Annotated in this window: 15 protein-coding genes; 10 read left to right on the top strand and 5 right to left on the bottom strand. The window is 68.4% G+C overall.

The window, feature by feature from the left end; translation table 11 throughout:
- The first annotated feature begins 311 nt into the window (after nt 1-311).
- From EV147_RS25940 to EV147_RS13445, 6 genes are read left to right on the top strand one after another with little or no spacing between them, the layout of a single operon-like run.
- Nucleotides 312-476, top strand: coding sequence for a hypothetical protein (locus EV147_RS25940; RefSeq protein WP_157994685.1), 165 nt, complete (start codon nt 312-314; stop codon nt 474-476).
- Entirely contained in the window at nt 473-622 is a 150-nt protein-coding gene (locus EV147_RS25945; RefSeq protein WP_157994686.1) for a hypothetical protein, read from the top strand. The genes EV147_RS25940 and EV147_RS25945 overlap by 4 nt, the downstream gene beginning before the upstream one ends.
- A 41-nt stretch (nt 623-663) precedes the next feature.
- Complete coding sequence (locus EV147_RS13430) at nt 664-1,668, top strand: helix-turn-helix transcriptional regulator (RefSeq protein ID WP_130391665.1); 1,005 nt, start codon at nt 664-666, stop codon at nt 1,666-1,668.
- Nucleotides 1,661-2,122 carry a DUF3331 domain-containing protein gene (locus EV147_RS13435; RefSeq protein ID WP_130391666.1) on the top strand — a complete coding sequence of 154 codons (462 nt, stop codon included), beginning with the start codon at nt 1,661-1,663 and terminating at the stop codon, nt 2,120-2,122. The genes EV147_RS13430 and EV147_RS13435 overlap by 8 nt, the downstream gene beginning before the upstream one ends.
- Nucleotides 2,123-2,128: 6 nt before the next feature.
- On the top strand, nt 2,129-3,556 hold the full coding sequence (locus EV147_RS13440; RefSeq protein WP_130391667.1) for a cytochrome ubiquinol oxidase subunit I: 1,428 nt from the start codon (nt 2,129-2,131) through the stop codon (nt 3,554-3,556).
- Nucleotides 3,557-3,572: 16 nt separating this feature from the next.
- Nucleotides 3,573-4,544: a cytochrome d ubiquinol oxidase subunit II gene (locus EV147_RS13445; protein ID WP_130391668.1), complete on the top strand. Its 972-nt coding sequence runs from the start codon at nt 3,573-3,575 to the stop codon at nt 4,542-4,544.
- Nucleotides 4,545-4,610: 66 nt separating this feature from the next.
- On the opposite strand, the gene EV147_RS13450 is transcribed toward EV147_RS13445, so the two are convergent.
- Nucleotides 4,611-5,876: a TIGR03862 family flavoprotein gene (locus EV147_RS13450; protein WP_130391669.1), complete on the bottom strand. Its 1,266-nt coding sequence runs from the start codon at nt 5,874-5,876 to the stop codon at nt 4,611-4,613.
- Between the two features lie 137 nt (nt 5,877-6,013).
- Nucleotides 6,014-6,490 carry a Dps family protein gene (locus tag EV147_RS13455; protein ID WP_130391670.1) on the bottom strand — a complete coding sequence of 159 codons (477 nt, stop codon included), beginning with the start codon at nt 6,488-6,490 and terminating at the stop codon, nt 6,014-6,016.
- A gap of 288 nt (nt 6,491-6,778) precedes the next feature.
- Between EV147_RS13455 and EV147_RS13460 the strand changes: the two genes are divergently transcribed.
- On the top strand, nt 6,779-8,248 hold the full coding sequence (locus EV147_RS13460; protein WP_235844723.1) for a sensor histidine kinase: 1,470 nt from the start codon (nt 6,779-6,781) through the stop codon (nt 8,246-8,248).
- Nucleotides 8,249-8,292: 44 nt separating this feature from the next.
- Here EV147_RS13460 and EV147_RS25950 read toward each other — a convergent pair whose 3' ends face one another.
- Nucleotides 8,293-8,442 carry a hypothetical protein gene (locus tag EV147_RS25950; RefSeq protein ID WP_157994687.1) on the bottom strand — a complete coding sequence of 50 codons (150 nt, stop codon included), beginning with the start codon at nt 8,440-8,442 and terminating at the stop codon, nt 8,293-8,295.
- Entirely contained in the window at nt 8,439-8,696 is a 258-nt protein-coding gene (locus EV147_RS25955) for a hypothetical protein (RefSeq protein ID WP_157994688.1), read from the bottom strand. The genes EV147_RS25950 and EV147_RS25955 overlap by 4 nt, the downstream gene beginning before the upstream one ends.
- A gap of 293 nt (nt 8,697-8,989) precedes the next feature.
- On the opposite strand from EV147_RS25955, the gene EV147_RS13470 reads away from it, so the two are divergent.
- The 3 genes from EV147_RS13470 to EV147_RS13480 all read left to right on the top strand — a co-directional run bounded on the left by EV147_RS13470 (nt 8,990) and on the right by EV147_RS13480 (nt 14,938).
- Nucleotides 8,990-11,305 (top strand): FdhF/YdeP family oxidoreductase, encoded by a 2,316-nt coding sequence (locus EV147_RS13470; protein WP_130391797.1) that lies wholly within the window; start codon nt 8,990-8,992, stop codon nt 11,303-11,305.
- 446 nt (nt 11,306-11,751) lie between these two features.
- A complete protein-coding gene (locus EV147_RS13475) occupies nt 11,752-13,881 on the top strand; it encodes a di-heme oxidoreductase family protein (RefSeq protein WP_198680238.1) in 2,130 nt (709 codons plus the stop codon).
- Nucleotides 13,882-13,981: 100 nt separating this feature from the next.
- Nucleotides 13,982-14,938, top strand: a complete 957-nt coding sequence (locus EV147_RS13480; RefSeq protein ID WP_130391673.1) for a glycosyl hydrolase — start codon at nt 13,982-13,984, stop codon at nt 14,936-14,938.
- Between the two features lie 55 nt (nt 14,939-14,993).
- Here EV147_RS13480 and EV147_RS13485 read toward each other — a convergent pair whose 3' ends face one another.
- On the bottom strand, nt 14,994-15,611 hold the full coding sequence (locus EV147_RS13485) for a hypothetical protein (RefSeq protein ID WP_235844724.1): 618 nt from the start codon (nt 15,609-15,611) through the stop codon (nt 14,994-14,996).
- Between the last annotated feature and the right edge of the window lie 51 nt (nt 15,612-15,662).

The raw sequence follows: 15,662 nt of genomic DNA on the forward strand, positions 1-15,662 counted from the left end.
GGCGGCCCCTATCCAAGGATGCGATAGGCGAAGTCTGGCGCGACAGCGCGTTTCACGTGATCGCGCAGGCAGACATTCTGTCGGGATCGCACCGTGCCGGTACCGAACTCCTCACGTTGGCTCCCAAACCCACCCCCAACCCTTGCCGCCCCAAACCAAAGGCACCCTGCCTACACGAAAAGGTGAGTGCCATTTCACAAACCTATACGAACGTTTAACCAGACCTCATCCACGCGCCAATTGAGACCACCCATGGGCGGCTCCTACGATTCACTGCACCAGACACCGATTCGACGAGGGAGCCTTCCAGCATGAAATCCCGTCTCTTCCCGAACACGTTGTACGCCTTGGCCGCAGTCGTTGCGCTGGCCCTGGCTGGCGCAGGCGTGCACCGCATGTGGGCACAGGCCATCGCGCCGATCCAACCGGCTGCTTCGGCCGGCCACCACACCGCCTCCGAGGAGCGCACGCGATGACCCCGAACACCGTTGCCGACACCGAACCGATGCACGACGCCAGCCTGGACAGCCGGGAGAGCCTGGTACTGATGTATGGCTGGATCGTGCTGGCCGTCATGAACCTGATCCTGATCGCCGTGGCTTTCCTGCGCTACGCCGCCTGAGCCGCCACCCCGCCCGCCACCGAAATCCGAGAAGCCACGCCATGAAAGATCTGTCGACTCCCGTCCTCGAAAAGCCCGAAGTCTCCCGCCCGCCGCTGCCGCAATCGCAGCGCGTGGCCAGCGCCCAGGCTCCGGCCCTCGTCTACCGCGAGCAGCTCTGGCGCCAGCCGCCCGACGCCGATGCGCTGCAGGCACGCCGTCCTGACTCGATCGTGATCTCGCGCTGGGCCTGCGACGGCGACGAGGAAGTCTCCGTGGCGCACGAAGGCGCGCCGGACCACCACTGCATCTCGCTGGCGCTGCGCTCGGGTTCGATCCGCTTCCTCTGCGCCGGCATGCCGGTGTTCGACGGCCGCGTGACGGCTGGCGCCGTGCAGGTGACCGCCCCGGGCGTGGCCGCCCGCGCCGTCTTCACCTCGGCCTGCGACGTGCTCCACCTGTTCGTCCCCCAGGCGGTGCTGGCGGCCTGCTACGAGGACCAGTTCGGCCATGCGCATCCCGGCGAACTGCTGCTCGACGACCCGTTCATCCATAACGATCCGGCGCTCGAACGCCTGGGCCAGGCGCTGGCCGTGGCGCATGCGCAGGACGCCGGCCTGGGCCGCATGTTCGCCGACAGCGTGGCGCTGGCCATCGTGGCCCGCGTGGTGGCGAGCCACTTCCAGCGCGTGGCCACGAACCACCGCGCGCAGACCGCACTGCCGCAGTGGCGCCTGCGCCGGGCCATCGCGTTCATCGACGAGAACCTGGCGGCGCCGATCGGCCTGGCCGATATCGCCGGCAGCACCGGGCTCACGCGCATGTACTTTGCCGCGCAGTTCCGCCGCGCCACCGGCATGCGCCCGCACGAATACCTGGTGCGCCGCCGTATCGAGCACGCACAGGACCTGCTGCGCAGCGGCCAGGGCAGCGTGCTCGAAGTTGCCATGCGCAGCGGCTTCCGCTCGCAGGCCCATTTCACCACCGTCTTCAAGCGTTTCGTCGGCGATACCCCGTACTGCTGGCGTGTCAAGGTCACCTCTACCCAAGGGAGCAACCATGTCTGAAGCTACTGGCGTCATGAACCCGGCCGCCGCGGAAACCCGCGACGCACCCTTCGACAGCTCGTGCGAGGCATGGCTGCGCACGATTGCCCTGCTCGAACCGCAACAGCACACGCTCACGTACACGGCCGAGGACCACGCTGGCCGCGCGCATGCCCCGATCGTCACGGTCATCGAGCGCCCCAGCACGGCGCTGGCCGTGGTGAGCTGGCGCGATGCCACGCACTGCCGCTACGGCGAGCAGATCTGGGCCATCGGCACCGCCCGCGAACCCGGCATCTGCGCGCTGACCGGCCTGCCGATTCCCCGGCTTGCCACCGTGTACCGCCCGCAGCGCACGCGCCCGGCTCCGCTCAACGCCGAGGCAATGATCCTGGCGTCGGCCATCGAGAACTGCTGCGGCGTGACCGAGCCGGCGCGCGACCCCCAACCCGCGTTCCGCTACCGTTCCCGGTAATCCGCCATGGCACTCGACAACGTCCTAGACCTCTCGCGCGGCCAGTTCGCGTTCACCGCGATCTTCCACATCCTCTGGCCGATCCTGACCATCAGCCTGTCGGCCTACCTGTTCATCGTGGAAGCACTCTGGGTGCGCACCGGCAACCTCGCCTGGTACCGCCACGCCCGCTTCTGGGGCAAGCTGCTGCTGCTGAACTTCGCCGTGGGCGTGGTCAGCGGCATCCCGATGGAGTTCGAGTTCGGCACCAACTGGAGCAGCTTCTCGCAGTTCACGGGCCAGTTCTTCGGCAACATCCTCGGCTTCGAAGGCGCCATGGCGTTCATGCTCGAAGCCGGCTTCATCGGCATCATGATGTTCGGCTGGGACCGCGTGTCCAAGGGCGTGCACCTGTTTGCCACCGGCATGGTGGCGCTGGGCTCGTCGCTGTCGGCCTTCTGGATCATGGTGGCCAACTCCTGGATGCAGACGCCGGCCGGCGTGGCCGTGGTGGACGGCAAGATCGTGGTGACAGACTACCTGCGCGCCATCTTCAACCCCGACGCCATCTGGGGCATCACCCACATGTGGATGGCCGCGCTCGAAACCGGCTTCGTGGTGGTGGCGGGCATCTCGGCGTACTACCTGTTCCGCCGCCGCAACCCCGAGTTCTTCGCCCGTTCGTTCCGGCTGGCGATGCTGCTGCTGATGATCGTGGCGCCGCTGCAGGTCTGGCTCGGCGACGGCAGCGGCGTGGATGTCTTCAAGACCCAGCCCGCCAAGGGCGCCGCGATCGAAGGCCACTGGCATACCAACGCGCCCGGCACCGCCGCGCCGTGGTCGCTGCTGGCCTGGCCAGACCAGCAGCAGCAACGCAATGCCTGGTCGCTCGAAGTGCCCGGCATGCTGAGCCTGCTGGCCACGCACGAGGTGCACGGCACGGTGACCGGACTGGCCGACATCCCGCGCGCCGACCAGCCGCCCATGCTGCCGCTGCTCTACTACTCGTTCCGCGTGATGGCCGGCATCGGCTTCCTGCTGGTACTGCTGGCGCTGCGCACCGCGCAGGTGGTGTACCGCACCCGCCGCAAGCCCGAGAACCTGGCACAGCATCGCTGGCTGATGCTGGCCTGGGTGCTGGCCATCCCTCTGCCCTACCTGGCCGTGGAATGCGGCTGGATCGTGCGCGAGGTGGGCCGCCAGCCGTGGCTGGTCTATGGCCTGCTGCGGACCGAGGCGGGCGTCTCCACCGCGATCAGCGCGCTTGACGTGACCAGCAGCATGGTGATGTTCGCCGCGTTCTATGCGGTCCTGCTGGCCACGTTCGCCTGGCTGGCCTCGCGCTGGCTGCGCAAGGGCCCCGACCTGACGCTGCCGGCGCCGCTGCAGGGCCTGCCGCGACCTCTCGCCACCTCCGCCAGCCCGGTTACGCTGGCCGACGGCGGCACCTACTGATACCGAGGCATCGATCATGGAAACCTCCCCCCACTCCCTGCTGGTCACGCTCTGGTTCGGCATCCTGGGCCTGATGCTGGCGTGCTATGTCGTCACTGACGGTTTCGACCTGGGCATCGGCATCCTGAGCCTGTTCGCGCCCGAACGCAGCACCCGCGACGCGATGGTTACCTCGATCGCGCACGTCTGGGATGCCAACGAGACCTGGCTCGTGGTGCTCGGCGGCGGCCTGTTCGGCGCCTTCCCGGCGGCCTACGCGCTGCTGCTGCCGCATCTGTACGTGCCGCTGATGGCGCTGATTGCCGGGCTGATCATGCGCGGCGCGGCCATCGAGTTCCGCCATGCCGCGGGACACAGCGTGCTGTGGGACCGCGTGTTCGGCGTCGGCAGCCTGGTAGCGGCCGTTGCGCAGGGCGTGATCCTGGGGCGCCTGATCACCGGCCTGAACCCCGGCGCGTGGAACGCGGTGTTCACGCTGTTCGCGGCCATCGGCGTGGCCGCCGGCTATGCGCTGCTGGGCGCCACCTACCTGATCAAGAAGACGTCCTACCCGGTGGAAAGCGCGGCGCGCGGCTGGGCGCTGTGGATGTTGCCGGTCACGGTAGTCAGCGCGCTGGTGCTGTCGTACGCCACGCTGCACCTGAGCCTGATCGGCACCGAGCGCTGGCACGAACACGGCGTGCTGGCGATTCTGCTGGCGCTGGGCGTGGTCGCTGCCGGCGCCGTGGCCTGGCTTGCCGGCTCGACCTGGACGGGCAGCCGCCGCGCACCGTTCCGCGCCGCCGTGCTGCTGTTCCTGGTCTCGTTCGGCGGGCTGGCGATCAGCCTGTTCCCGAACGTGGTGCCCGGCAAGCTGTCACTGATGGCTGCTGCCTCCGATGACAAGACCCTGGTCTTCATGCTGATCGGCATCGGCCTGCTGCTGCCGGTGATGCTGGGCTACAACCTCTATCAGTACCACGTATTCCGCGGCAAAGTTGCCGCCTGACCCGCGTTGTTGCTGTCTCCCCCGCTCCCTCCCCGGCTTCGGCCGGGGCTTTTTTACGTCCGGGGGCTACGTCTTGAGATAGGCCGCCGCACCCTCGCCTGCCACGCGGCCGCTGGCGAAGCAGACGGTCAGCAGGTAACCGCCCGTGGGCGCCTCCCAGTCGAGCATTTCGCCGGCGCAGAACACGCCGGGCAGCGCGGCCAGCATGAGCCGCGCGTCCATGGCCTCGAAGCGCACGCCGCCGGCCGAGCTGATGACTTCGTCGATGGGTCGCGCGCGGTCCAGCCGCAGCGGCAGTGCCTTGATGGCTGCGCCCAGCGCCACGGGGTCGTGCATCGCGTCTTTTGACAGCACCTCGCGCAGCAAGCCCGCCTTGACGCCGGTAATGCCAAGCCGGCTTTGCAGGTGGCTCGACACCGAGCGCGAACCGCGCGGGTGCGCCACCTCGGCGGCGACGTTCTCCGCCGTGCGCCCCGGCGCCAGGTCCAGCGTGATGGTGGCATTGCCGTGGGCATCGATCAGGTCGCGGATCGGCGCGGACATCGCGTAGACCAGGCTGCCTTCGATGCCGGTCTCGCTGACGACGAATTCCCCCTGCCGGTGCAGCACCGTGCCGTCCGCCAGCGTCACGCCGATGGCCACCGGCTTGACCGGGTGCCCGGCATGGCGGGTGCGGAGTACCTCGCTCCACGCCACGTCGAAGCCGCAGTTGGCAGGCCGCAGCGGCGCCACGTCCACACCTCGCGCCGCCAGCAATGGCAGCCAGGCGCCATCGGAGCCAAGCCGCGCCCAGCTGCCGCCGCCCAGCGCCAGCACCACGGCGCGCGCCGCCACCTCGGTGTCGCCATCGCGCGTGGCGAAGCGCAGCCCATGCCAGCCATCGACGGACGGACCGAAGCCGAGCCAGCGATGGCGCGTATGGATGCTCACGCCCGACTCGCGCAGCCGGTGCAGCCACGCCCGCAGCAGCGGTGCGGCTTTCATGTCGGTGGGGAAGACGCGGCCGGAGGTGCCGACGAAGGTGTCGATGCCGAGATCGTGCACCCAGGCGCGCAGCGCATTGGCGTCGAAGCCCGCCAGCAGCGGCGCGATACGGTCTGCGCGCGCGCCGTAGCGGCGCAGGAAGGCGTCTGCCGCCTCGGCATGGGTGATGTTCATGCCGCCCTTGCCCGCCATCAGGAACTTGCGGCCCACCGACGGCATGGCGTCGTAGAGCTGCACGGGCATGCCTTGCGCGGCCAGCCGCTCGGCGGCCATCAGGCCAGCCGGGCCGCCGCCAATGACGATGGCGCCCGCAAGGCGGACAGGAGCGGTGGCTGAGGCTGTGGACATGGTTTGGGCGGATGGCGGCAGGCCGCCGGATTATAAGCGCAGCGGGCGCCCCGGCCAGCCTCCCGCCGCCCATGTGAAAACGCCCTCTCCACCGGAGAGGGCGCCTGACCGCGCAGAACGCGTGGGGGAGCGCGCGCTTACTTGACCGCTTCGCCCAGGAACCAGGCGCGGCGCTGGGCCTCGTCGATCCAGTTTTCCAGCAGGCTGGCGGTGGCCACATCGGCGTGGTCGTCGCAGACCGCGTGGGCGTCGAGCATGTCTTCCACGAGCTTGAGGTTGTCCGCATGCAGCTCGCGCAGCATGGACTTCGGCGAGACCTGCTCCTCGTCGTTGTCGCGCAGGCGCTGCAGGCGGGCGATATTGCCGATCGAGCGCAGCGTGGTGCCGCCAATCTTGCGCACGCGCTCGGCCACGTCGTCGGTCATGGCGAAAATCTGCTCCGACTGCTCGTCGAGCATCAGGTGGTAGTCCCGGAAATGCGGGCCGGACATGTGCCAGTGGAAGTTCTTGGTCTTCAGGTAGAGCGCGAAGACGTCGGCCAGCAGCCGGTTCAGGTGATCGGAGATCTCGGTGACGGCCAGGCCGGCATCCGAATCGAGGGACGTCTTGGTCATGTTGACTCCTGCAAGGGATCCATTCGCTGGCGGACGCTGCACCGCGAAAGTGCACTGCCGGCCGCCAGGCCTGTCGGTTCGGGGGAACACCGTGCCATCATGGCGGCGATCCGGCGGGCGGCCTTGCGCGGGAAGCCCAGACTTTGCCGGTTTGCATGGCAAAACAATCTGAACAACCCACCATACCTTCATATGATTACTAGTGCAGTCATTCGGCATTAGTATCAGCGTCGGGCCATGCTGGAGACAGCGCGGGCCTCACCGACAACCCGCCACGACGGACTGGGCATGTACAACTCCACTATCCACCGGCTGCTCAACGGCACCGCCGGCTTGCTGGCACTGGGCGTGTTCCTGATCGACGCCTTCACGCCGCTCGAATTCGCGATCGCCGTGCTCTATGTGCTGGTGATCCTGCTGGTCGCGCTGACCGGCTCGATCGGCGCGGTGCGCCTGGCGGCCGCCATCTCGCTGCTGCTGACGGTGACGGCCTTCGTGGTCTCGCCGAACACCGATCACGACCACGGCCAGCTGGCGCGCTGCGTGTTCGCCCTGCTGGCCATCGGCACCACCACGGTACTGGCGCTGCGCAACCTGGCCGCCATGGACCGCCGGCGCCGCGCCGAGGCCGCGCTGGCCCGCAGCGAGTCGTTCCTGGCCGAAGCCCAGCGGCTCAGCAAGACGGGCAGCGTGGCGATCCGCGTGCCAGCCGGCACGATGGTGTGGTCCGACGAATCGCACCGCATCCTCGGCTACCCGCGCGGCGGCGTGGTGCACTTCGGCCTGGTACTGACCCGCGTGCACCCGGACGACATGGCCGACGTGCAGCGCGCGCATGGCGCCATGCTCGACGGCGCGGCGCTGGTGGAGATCCAGCACCGGCTGCTGATGCCCGATGGCAGCCTGCGCTACGTGCACCTGGTGGCGCGCCGCAGCGTCTCCGACGGCGACAGCCATGAGTACGTGGGCGCGCTGATGGATATCACCGAAGCCACGCTGACCCAGCAGGCGCTGCACCGGACCATGGACGAACTGGCGCACGTGGCGCGCGTCACCACGCTCGGCCAGTTGGCGGCGTCGATCGCCCACGAGGTGACCCAGCCGATCGCGGCCATCGTGACATGCGGGGAATCGGCGCAGCGCTGGCTCCAGCGTACGCCACCAGATATCGGCGAGGCCGGGGAGGCGGTGGAGCAGATCATCCGCGACGCCAGCCGCGCCAGCGACATCATCCGCCAGATCCGCGCGATGGCGCAGAAGGCCGAGCCCCGCTACATCGACATTGCCGTCGACGCGTTGCTGGCCGACACCGTGGAGCTGGTGCGCCGCGAAATGCAGGACCACCAGATCTCCGCCATCACAGACCTGCACGCCGCCTCGGCACGCATCCACGGCGACTGGACCCAGCTCCAGCAGGTACTGGTCAACCTGATGATCAACGCGATCCAGGCGATGGCCGACGTGAATGGGCGCCGCCGCCTGACCGTGACCAGCCGCGTGCTGCCGGACAATACCGTGCTGCTGGTGGTCAGCGACACCGGGCCGGGCATCCCGGAGCAGGCGATGAAGCGGCTCTTCAACGCGTTCTACACGACCAAGCCCGAAGGCATGGGCATGGGGCTGTCGATCTGCCGCAACATCGTGGAATCGCACGGCGGCAGCATCGAGGCGGAATCTCCGCCCGAAGGCGGCGCCCGCATGGTCGTGCGCCTGCCGCTCAAGACCGCCAGCCTGCGCGCCGAGGAAGAAGCGGCCTGATCCTTTCCATCAGGCCGCCCGCCCCGTCACACTGACCGGCAGGCTTACGCGCCCGCCCACACGGCCGTGGCGAATGCCATGCCGGCGCTGGCAGCACAGATGCAGAGCCAGGCCAGCAGCGGCCGGACATCCGCGACACGGTTCAGGATGTCCGGCATCGCCGTCTCCACGGTAGCGGGGCGGGCGGCGATCATGCCGGCACGCCGCCCGGGGGCGCCGAGACACCGGTCAGGTCATGCCCGACCAGCACGAAATGCCCTTCGTCCGCCGGCGTCACCAGATAGCGCGCGCCATCGGTGAACGGATCGCGCGGACGATCGATGTTGTAGGTGGGGTGGCCATGCTGGTGGACGTGGGCCTCGGCGGCGTCCGCCATGCCCGATGCCAGCGCGCTGACCGCAGCCAGGCCGCATGCCACGACGACGGGAACGATGTGTTTGGCGATCATGTTCGACTCCTTGGGTTGCCTGGAACGCGCAGGTTCACCAGCCGGTGTTCCCGCCCTGGGCCGTGTTGCAAGCCCGCCATTGCATGGTAGGCAGGCGTGGCGCGGAAAGCATCTGTACGCTGGGGTCGCGCGATAACCGCGTTGTTGCACTACCCTATCCTTTGGTCTGATCGTCGTCCGGGCGCCGTGCGATACCGAAATCGATCGCCCTCGCCGGAATGGCGACTTTCCGGCGGGGACTACGCTGCGTCTGTCACGTTCACCAGAATCCGGCAGGAGCAACCGTCATGGCAATGAGGTCCAAACCCCGCATCGAACCCTATACCCACGCGGCGGCGGGTTGGGGGGCACTGAAATACGTCGCCATCAACCTGCTCAAGGAGCGCGTGGCGGGCCGCGACTACCGCATGCTGTTCAGGCAGAACCAGCCCGACGGCTTCGACTGCCCCGGCTGCGCCTGGCCCGACCGCGAGCACGCCTCGACCTTCGAGTTCTGCGAGAACGGCGTCAAGGCCGTGGCGGCGGAATCCACCAGCAAGCGCGTGACGCCCGAGTTCCTGGCGCAGAACACCGTGGCGTCGCTGATGGCGCAGACCGACTACGAGCTTGAACAGCACGGCCGCCTGACCGAGCCGGTGATATACGACGCGCTTTCCGACACCTACCGCCGGATCTCATGGCCCGACGCGTTCGCCACCATCGGCGCGCGCCTGCGTGCGCTGCGCGACCCCAACCAGGCCGCGTTCTACACCTCGGGACGCGCCAGCAACGAAGCCGCGTTCCTGTACCAGCTGTTCGCGCGCATGCTGGGTACCAACAACTTTCCCGACTGCTCGAACATGTGCCACGAGGCCACCAGCCGGGGCATGCCGCTGACCGTGGGTGTCGGCAAAGGCACTGTCACGCTGGAAGACTTCGAGCAGTGCGACACCATCCTGCTGTTCGGCCAGAACCCGGCCACCAATCATCCCCGCATGCTGGCCGAGCTGCGTGACTGCGCCCGGCGCGGCGCCACGCTGGTCTCGATCAACCCGCTGCGCGAGCGCGGCCTGGAGCGCTTCACAAGCCCGCAGAGCCCGCTCGAGATGCTGACCAACTCCAGCACCGAGATCTGCTCGGTGTTCGTGCGCCCGACATTGGGCGGCGACTTCGCGCTGATCCGCGGCGTGGCCAAGCACGTGCTGGAACTCGACGACGACGCCGTGGCCGCCGGCCAGCCCCGCGTACTCGACCTCGACTTCATTGCCACGCACACGCACGGCTTCGACGCCTTTGCCGCCGACCTGCGCGCCGAGCCGTGGGACGTGATCGAGCGCGAGTCCGGCGTCCCGCGCGCCGAGATCGAGGGCCTGGCCGCGATCTATGCCCGCGGCCAGCGCGTGATCTGCACCTGGGGCATGGGCCTGACCCAGCACAAGCATTCGGTGCAGACCATCCAGTTGCTCTCGAACCTGATGATGATGCGCGGCAATATCGGCCGCCCCGGTGCCGGCCTGTGCCCGGTGCGCGGCCACTCGAACGTGCAGGGCAACCGCACGGTCGGTATCGAGGAGCAGCCCACGGCCGGCTTCCTCGACAAGCTGGGCGCCGCCTTCCGCTTCGATCCGCCGCGCGCCCACGGGCATGACGTGGTGGACACCATCGAGGCCATGCTGCGCGGCGACGTGAACGTGTTCGTGGCGCTGGGTGGCAACTTCGCGGCCGCCACGCCCGACACCCCGCGCACCTGGGAAGCCCTGCGCGCCTGCGACATGACCGTGCACATCGCCACCAAGCTCAACCGCAGCCACCTCGTGCACGGCCGCACGGCGCTGATCCTGCCCACGCTGGGCCGCACCGAGATCGACCGCCAGGACGGCGTGCCGCAGGGCGTGACCGTCGAGGATTCAGTGTCGCAGGTGCATATCTCGTTCGGCATGAACGCGCCGGCCTCGCCGGAACTGATGTCGGAGACCGCCATCGTCGCCAACCTGGCCCATGCCGCGCTGGGCAGCGCCACGGTGGACTGGCGCTGGTATGCGGCCGACTATGCCCGCATCCGCGACAAGATCGCCGAGGTGGTGGACGGCTTCGAGGACTACAACGCGCGTGTGGCGCATCCGGGCGGCTTCCACCTGCACGTGCCGGCGCGCGAGCGTGAATGGCACACGCCGTCGGGCAAGGCCGAGTTCCTGGTCAACCCGCTGGTTCCAGACACCCCGATTGCGCGCGCCCGCGCCCGTCACGGCGAACGCGTGATGGTGCTGATGACCACGCGCTCGCACGACCAGTACAACACCACGATCTACGCGCTCGACGACCGCTATCGCGGCGTGTTTGGCCAGCGCCGCGTGGTCTTCATGCACGAGGCCGACATCCGGATGCTCGGCTTTGCCGACGGCGACTGGGTGGACATGAGCACGGTCTGGGACGACGACATCGAGCGGCGCGCCGATGGCTTCCGCATCGTGGCCTACGACATTCCGCGCGGCTGCATCGCCGCGTACTACCCCGAGACCAACCCGCTGGTGCCGCTCGACAGCGTGGGCGATCTCTGCAACACGCCGACGTCGAAATCGATTCCGGTGCTGCTCGAACGCGCCGCCATGCAACAGCCGCCCGACGCCTGACACCTGACCCCTGCCGCCTGATACTCCCTGCGCGTGCCATCGGCGGTGCCGGCATTCCCGCCGGTACTGCCGATATTCCCGGCATTCCTGCCGGTGTTGCGTTTTTGCGCAAGGTTGCCCTGGGCAATCATCCCCATTCCGGGCCGCTTCGCGCGGCCCTTTTTCATGCGGAAACGCTCCTCGCCTGCCGCCAGACGGCGCGCCCTCGCCAAGTGACGCGATGCGTCACCCGCGCCGCAATTTTTGTCACCCGGCGCGCCAGATAATGACAATTGACATCTATAAATGGGGCTGCCGATAATCGCCGCGGCTTCAGGAATTACGCGATGGACAGGGAATGCAGGCCATCGGCGCAACACGCTCGCGTTGCAACGCGTTGCAGCGGCGCCGAGACAACGATAAGCCGAACCCCACACGGTTCGAACAAGAACGAAGGGTCAATAACCATGATGAAACGCCACGCGCAAGGTCGTGTGCCGGCGCTGATGCTGGCCGCCATGTTGATGGTCACCGCCTGCGGAGGCGGTGGCGACGGTGGGAGCAGCACCACGCCGCCGCCCGCCGCCACGCCCGCCGAGGCATGGTCGCCGCTCTACGCGGCCGGCACGCCGCTGATGGAGCAGATCCAGTACCGCGAGGCCGATGGCACGCTGGTCACGCTGATGGGTTCGCGCCCCACCGAGCGCCATGCGCGCGAGCGCGGCGAGGCATGGGATGCGCCCGACGCCGGCCCTGGCCGCTACCTGACGTTCCCGACCTTCTACTTCCAGAACCGCACGTTCGGCATCGAGATCCGCGACGGCGTGCCCGCCGGCCGGCAGAAGATCGAGATGTACCTGCGCGTGAACCAGGGCATCTTCGACGGCACCACGTTCAGCCTGTTCCGCAACGTGCTGGACCCCAACGTGCGCGACTACGGCTGGGCCATGAACACCGGCTTCAACAACGCCAAGGAAGGCGGGCTGCCGATCTGCCGCGAAGGGCAGCCCAAGGAAGACTGCATGATCGTCTTCGACTCGAACTGGCGCACGGACCCGCACAGCCCGCTCAAGATCGGCGACCCGATCGAGCTGGCCCCCGCGCCGCGTCTCAAGCGCGACCCGGTGGTGGATGGCGGCGGCAGCCGCTACTACTCGTTCGAACAGCTCTACGTGGTTGGCGTAGGCATGCGCCCGTGGTACGGCATCGCGCCGAACCTGGATTCCGCCCCGCTGCCCGACGACACGCTGCTCGGCGGTACGGCCAGCATCTCGTACAACTACTCCGAGGAGCCGATGCGCGTGTTCCAGCAGATGTCGAACAACATCGGCATCGCCAACACGCAGCGCTTCGTCGAAGGCCGCCGCCTGTTCCACACCTCGTTCGCCGACGGCACGCACTCGGAGCACGACAAGGACAACCCGGTCTTCACGGCCCACATCGGCCAGCTGGGCGCGCGCTACAACCAGCCACGCTGCATCGAGTGCCACACCAACAACGGGCGCAGCAAGCCGCTGGCACTCGCCGCGAAGCTCGACACGATGTCGATCCTGACCGCCAACGCCGAGGGCGGCCCCGATGCCACCTACGGCAACAACGTCCAGCAGCACGCCCAGTCCGCCACCGCGCCGGCCTACGACGTGACCGCCCAGTCGTTCGAGACCACGGTACGCACGTTGCCCGATGGCGAGAAGGTGGAACTGGTGAAACCCGTCTTCGCGTTCAAGGGCCCGGTTCCCGCGCGCTTCTCGGCACGCCAGGCGCCGCAGGTCATCGGCATGGGCCTGCTCGAAGCGCTGCCCGAATCCGCCATCCTGGCGCAGGCCGACCCGAACGACGCGAACGGCGACGGCATCAAGGGCGTGCCGAACCTGATCGTCGATCCTGAGACCGGCAAGACGCACGTGGGCCGCTTCGGCTGGAAGGCGTCGAAGGCCAGCATTCGCCAGCAGGTGGCCGACGCGCTGATCAAGGACATGGGCGTCACGTCGCCGATGTTCCCGAGCCCCGGCTGCCAGCGCGGTGCACCGGACTGCCGTGGTTCCACGGTGCCGACCTCGGTCACCGAGAACGAACTGGAGCGCATGACGCACTACCTCTCGCTGATCGGCGTGCCGGCCCAGCGCAAGCTGCGCAGCGGCTTCCCGGACGGCGTGCGGGTCTCGCCCGAGCATGACGTGAACCCGGCCCAGATTGCGCGCGGCAGCGATCTGTTCGCCCAGATCCGCTGCGTGGCCTGCCACACGCCGACCATGAAGACCGGCAACACGCACCCGTTTGCCGAGCTGCGCGAGCAGACCATCCACCCGTACAGCGACCTGCTGCTGCACGACATGGGGCCGGGCCTGGCCGACACGCTGGCCGAAAGCCGCGCCTATCCGCAGCAATGGCGTACCGCGCCGCTATGGGGCATCGGCTCGCTGCGGTTCATCCAGGGAGACCGGTCCAGCGTGCGCCTGCTGCACGACGGCCGCGCCCGCACCTACACCGAAGCCGTGCTCTGGCACGGCGGCGAGGCCACGGACGCCCGCACGCGGTACGAAGCACTGCCCAAGGCAGACCGCGATGCGATCGGGGCGTTCCTGGATTCGCTGTAAGCGATAGCCGCCGGCCCTCACCCCCGGCCCCTCTCCCGCCTGCGGGAGAGGGTGCCAGACAGCGGGAGAGCCGCCGGCACGCGCAACCGGAAGAACGACCATGCTCACCACCACTCGTTTCCTCGCCACCCTGTCCCTCACCTTCGCCCTCACCGCCTGCGGCGGCGGCGAGGGTGGTGCCGTCAATCCCGGCACCCCCGGTGGCAATCCCACCGCGCCCCATGGCGGCACGGGCGGCAGCACCAGCCCGGTCACCACGCCTCCGGTGGCCACGCCCGGCGTGACCAAGAGCGCCAAGCGCGGCATCGCCTACGATCTCGCCAGCAAGGCCGATTTCATCGCGTTGGCGCCGGGTGTGTCGTGGTGGTACAACTGGGCGTCGCGGCCCAGCGCGTCGGCGCCCGACGATGCGGCCACCACCTACGCGATGGACTTCATGCCAATGCTGTGGAACGACAACTTCGATTCCGCCGCCGTGGAGTCGTGGTTGCTCGCCCATCCCAAGGTCAAGTACGTGCTGCTGCTCAACGAGCCGAACCTGACCGACCAGGCCAACCTGACGCCCGCCGCCGCTGCCGCCGCCTGGCCGCGCTACGAGGCCATCGCCGCGCGCACTGGCGTGAAGCTCGTGGGCCCGACGATCACCTGGGGCACGATGCCCGGCTATGCCGACCCCGTGGTCTGGCTCGACGCGTTCTACACCGCCTATCGCGCGGCCAATGCCAACCGCGACCCGCGCATCGACTACCTTGCATTCCACTGGTACGACTACGGACTGGGCGGCCAGCTGGACCGGCTGGCCAAGTACGGCAAGCCGTTCTGGGTGACCGAATTCGCCAACTGGCACGGCGGCACCGACGGCGCGCAGATCGATACGGTGGAAAAGCAGAAGCGCCAGATGCAGGAGATGGTGGCAATCTGCGAGCAGCGCACCGATGTGTTCCGCTATGCGTGGTTCACGGGCCGCTGGCGCGACGATGTCCACTATACGAGCCTGCTGGCCGCCGATGGCGAACTGACCGAACTCGGCAAGTACTACCTGAACCTGCCGTTCTAGAAAGCAGGAAGGCCCGCCGCGCGTTGCGCCCGGCGGGCCTTCTTGTCTTCTTGCCCTACAGTGCCGCAGGCTGCTTCACCGCCGGGGGCGGCGCCTTGCCGGCAGCGCTGGCCGGCGCGCTGGCGCCACCGCCGTTGTAGGCGAAGTAACGCGCCTTGGCGCCCTTGCCCCAGTACGCCACGGTGAACTGGCGACCTTCCCGGGCATGCAGCATCTCGATGCTGCCATTGTTCGCCAGCCATTCCGCATAGCCGTTCTCGGCATTCGCCTCAGTCTTGCGGCGCGCGTCGTAGCGTTTGTCGAGCTTGCCGCGCACGTCGTCGAACGCCGGGCGCTCGAACGTCAGCGTCACCAGCGCCACGGTGTCCTGCGCATCGCAATTGACGATCACCCGCGCCAGCCCCGGCAGGTTGAAGCGCTCCAGGTTGCGGATCTCGATGGCGTCGCCGCCGGCCCATGCCGCCTTGCCGGCCCTGACGTGGTTCGGGCCCTGGGTGATGCGGGCGCACCGCGTCTTGCCCAGTTCCAGGCCCAGCGGTGCGGCGATGTTGCCGGTTGCCTGCGCGGCCGATTCGGGCGCCGGTTGTGCGTTGGCGGCCGCTGCCGGCAGCGCGGCGGCGGCGGTGGCGGCGATGGCGATGGCGGCAACAGCGAGGAGGGGGACTGCCTGCATGCGATGAATCTCCAGAGATATCCGGAGATTCTACGGCTTTCCCACCCGTGG

It is taken from the genome of Cupriavidus agavae, assembly GCF_004217045.1.
Classification (GTDB): Bacteria; Pseudomonadota; Gammaproteobacteria; order Burkholderiales; family Burkholderiaceae; genus Cupriavidus; species Cupriavidus agavae.

Coding starts and splice junctions, on each gene's coding strand:
- EV147_RS25940 (WP_157994685.1), top strand. CDS start 312: ATGAAATCCCGTCTCTTCCCGAACACGTTGTACGCCTTGGCCGCAGTC.
- EV147_RS13470 (WP_130391797.1), top strand. CDS start 8,990: ATGAGGTCCAAACCCCGCATCGAACCCTATACCCACGCGGCGGCGGGT.
- EV147_RS13440 (WP_130391667.1), top strand. CDS start 2,129: ATGGCACTCGACAACGTCCTAGACCTCTCGCGCGGCCAGTTCGCGTTC.
- EV147_RS13475 (WP_198680238.1), top strand. CDS start 11,752: ATGATGAAACGCCACGCGCAAGGTCGTGTGCCGGCGCTGATGCTGGCC.
- EV147_RS13485 (WP_235844724.1), bottom strand. CDS start 15,611: ATGCAGGCAGTCCCCCTCCTCGCTGTTGCCGCCATCGCCATCGCCGCC.
- EV147_RS13455 (WP_130391670.1), bottom strand. CDS start 6,490: ATGACCAAGACGTCCCTCGATTCGGATGCCGGCCTGGCCGTCACCGAG.
- EV147_RS13460 (WP_235844723.1), top strand. CDS start 6,779: ATGTACAACTCCACTATCCACCGGCTGCTCAACGGCACCGCCGGCTTG.
- EV147_RS13445 (WP_130391668.1), top strand. CDS start 3,573: ATGGAAACCTCCCCCCACTCCCTGCTGGTCACGCTCTGGTTCGGCATC.
- EV147_RS13435 (WP_130391666.1), top strand. CDS start 1,661: ATGTCTGAAGCTACTGGCGTCATGAACCCGGCCGCCGCGGAAACCCGC.
- EV147_RS25950 (WP_157994687.1), bottom strand. CDS start 8,442: ATGATCGCCGCCCGCCCCGCTACCGTGGAGACGGCGATGCCGGACATC.
- EV147_RS25955 (WP_157994688.1), bottom strand. CDS start 8,696: ATGATCGCCAAACACATCGTTCCCGTCGTCGTGGCATGCGGCCTGGCT.
- EV147_RS13480 (WP_130391673.1), top strand. CDS start 13,982: ATGCTCACCACCACTCGTTTCCTCGCCACCCTGTCCCTCACCTTCGCC.
- EV147_RS13430 (WP_130391665.1), top strand. CDS start 664: ATGAAAGATCTGTCGACTCCCGTCCTCGAAAAGCCCGAAGTCTCCCGC.
- EV147_RS25945 (WP_157994686.1), top strand. CDS start 473: ATGACCCCGAACACCGTTGCCGACACCGAACCGATGCACGACGCCAGC.
- EV147_RS13450 (WP_130391669.1), bottom strand. CDS start 5,876: ATGTCCACAGCCTCAGCCACCGCTCCTGTCCGCCTTGCGGGCGCCATC.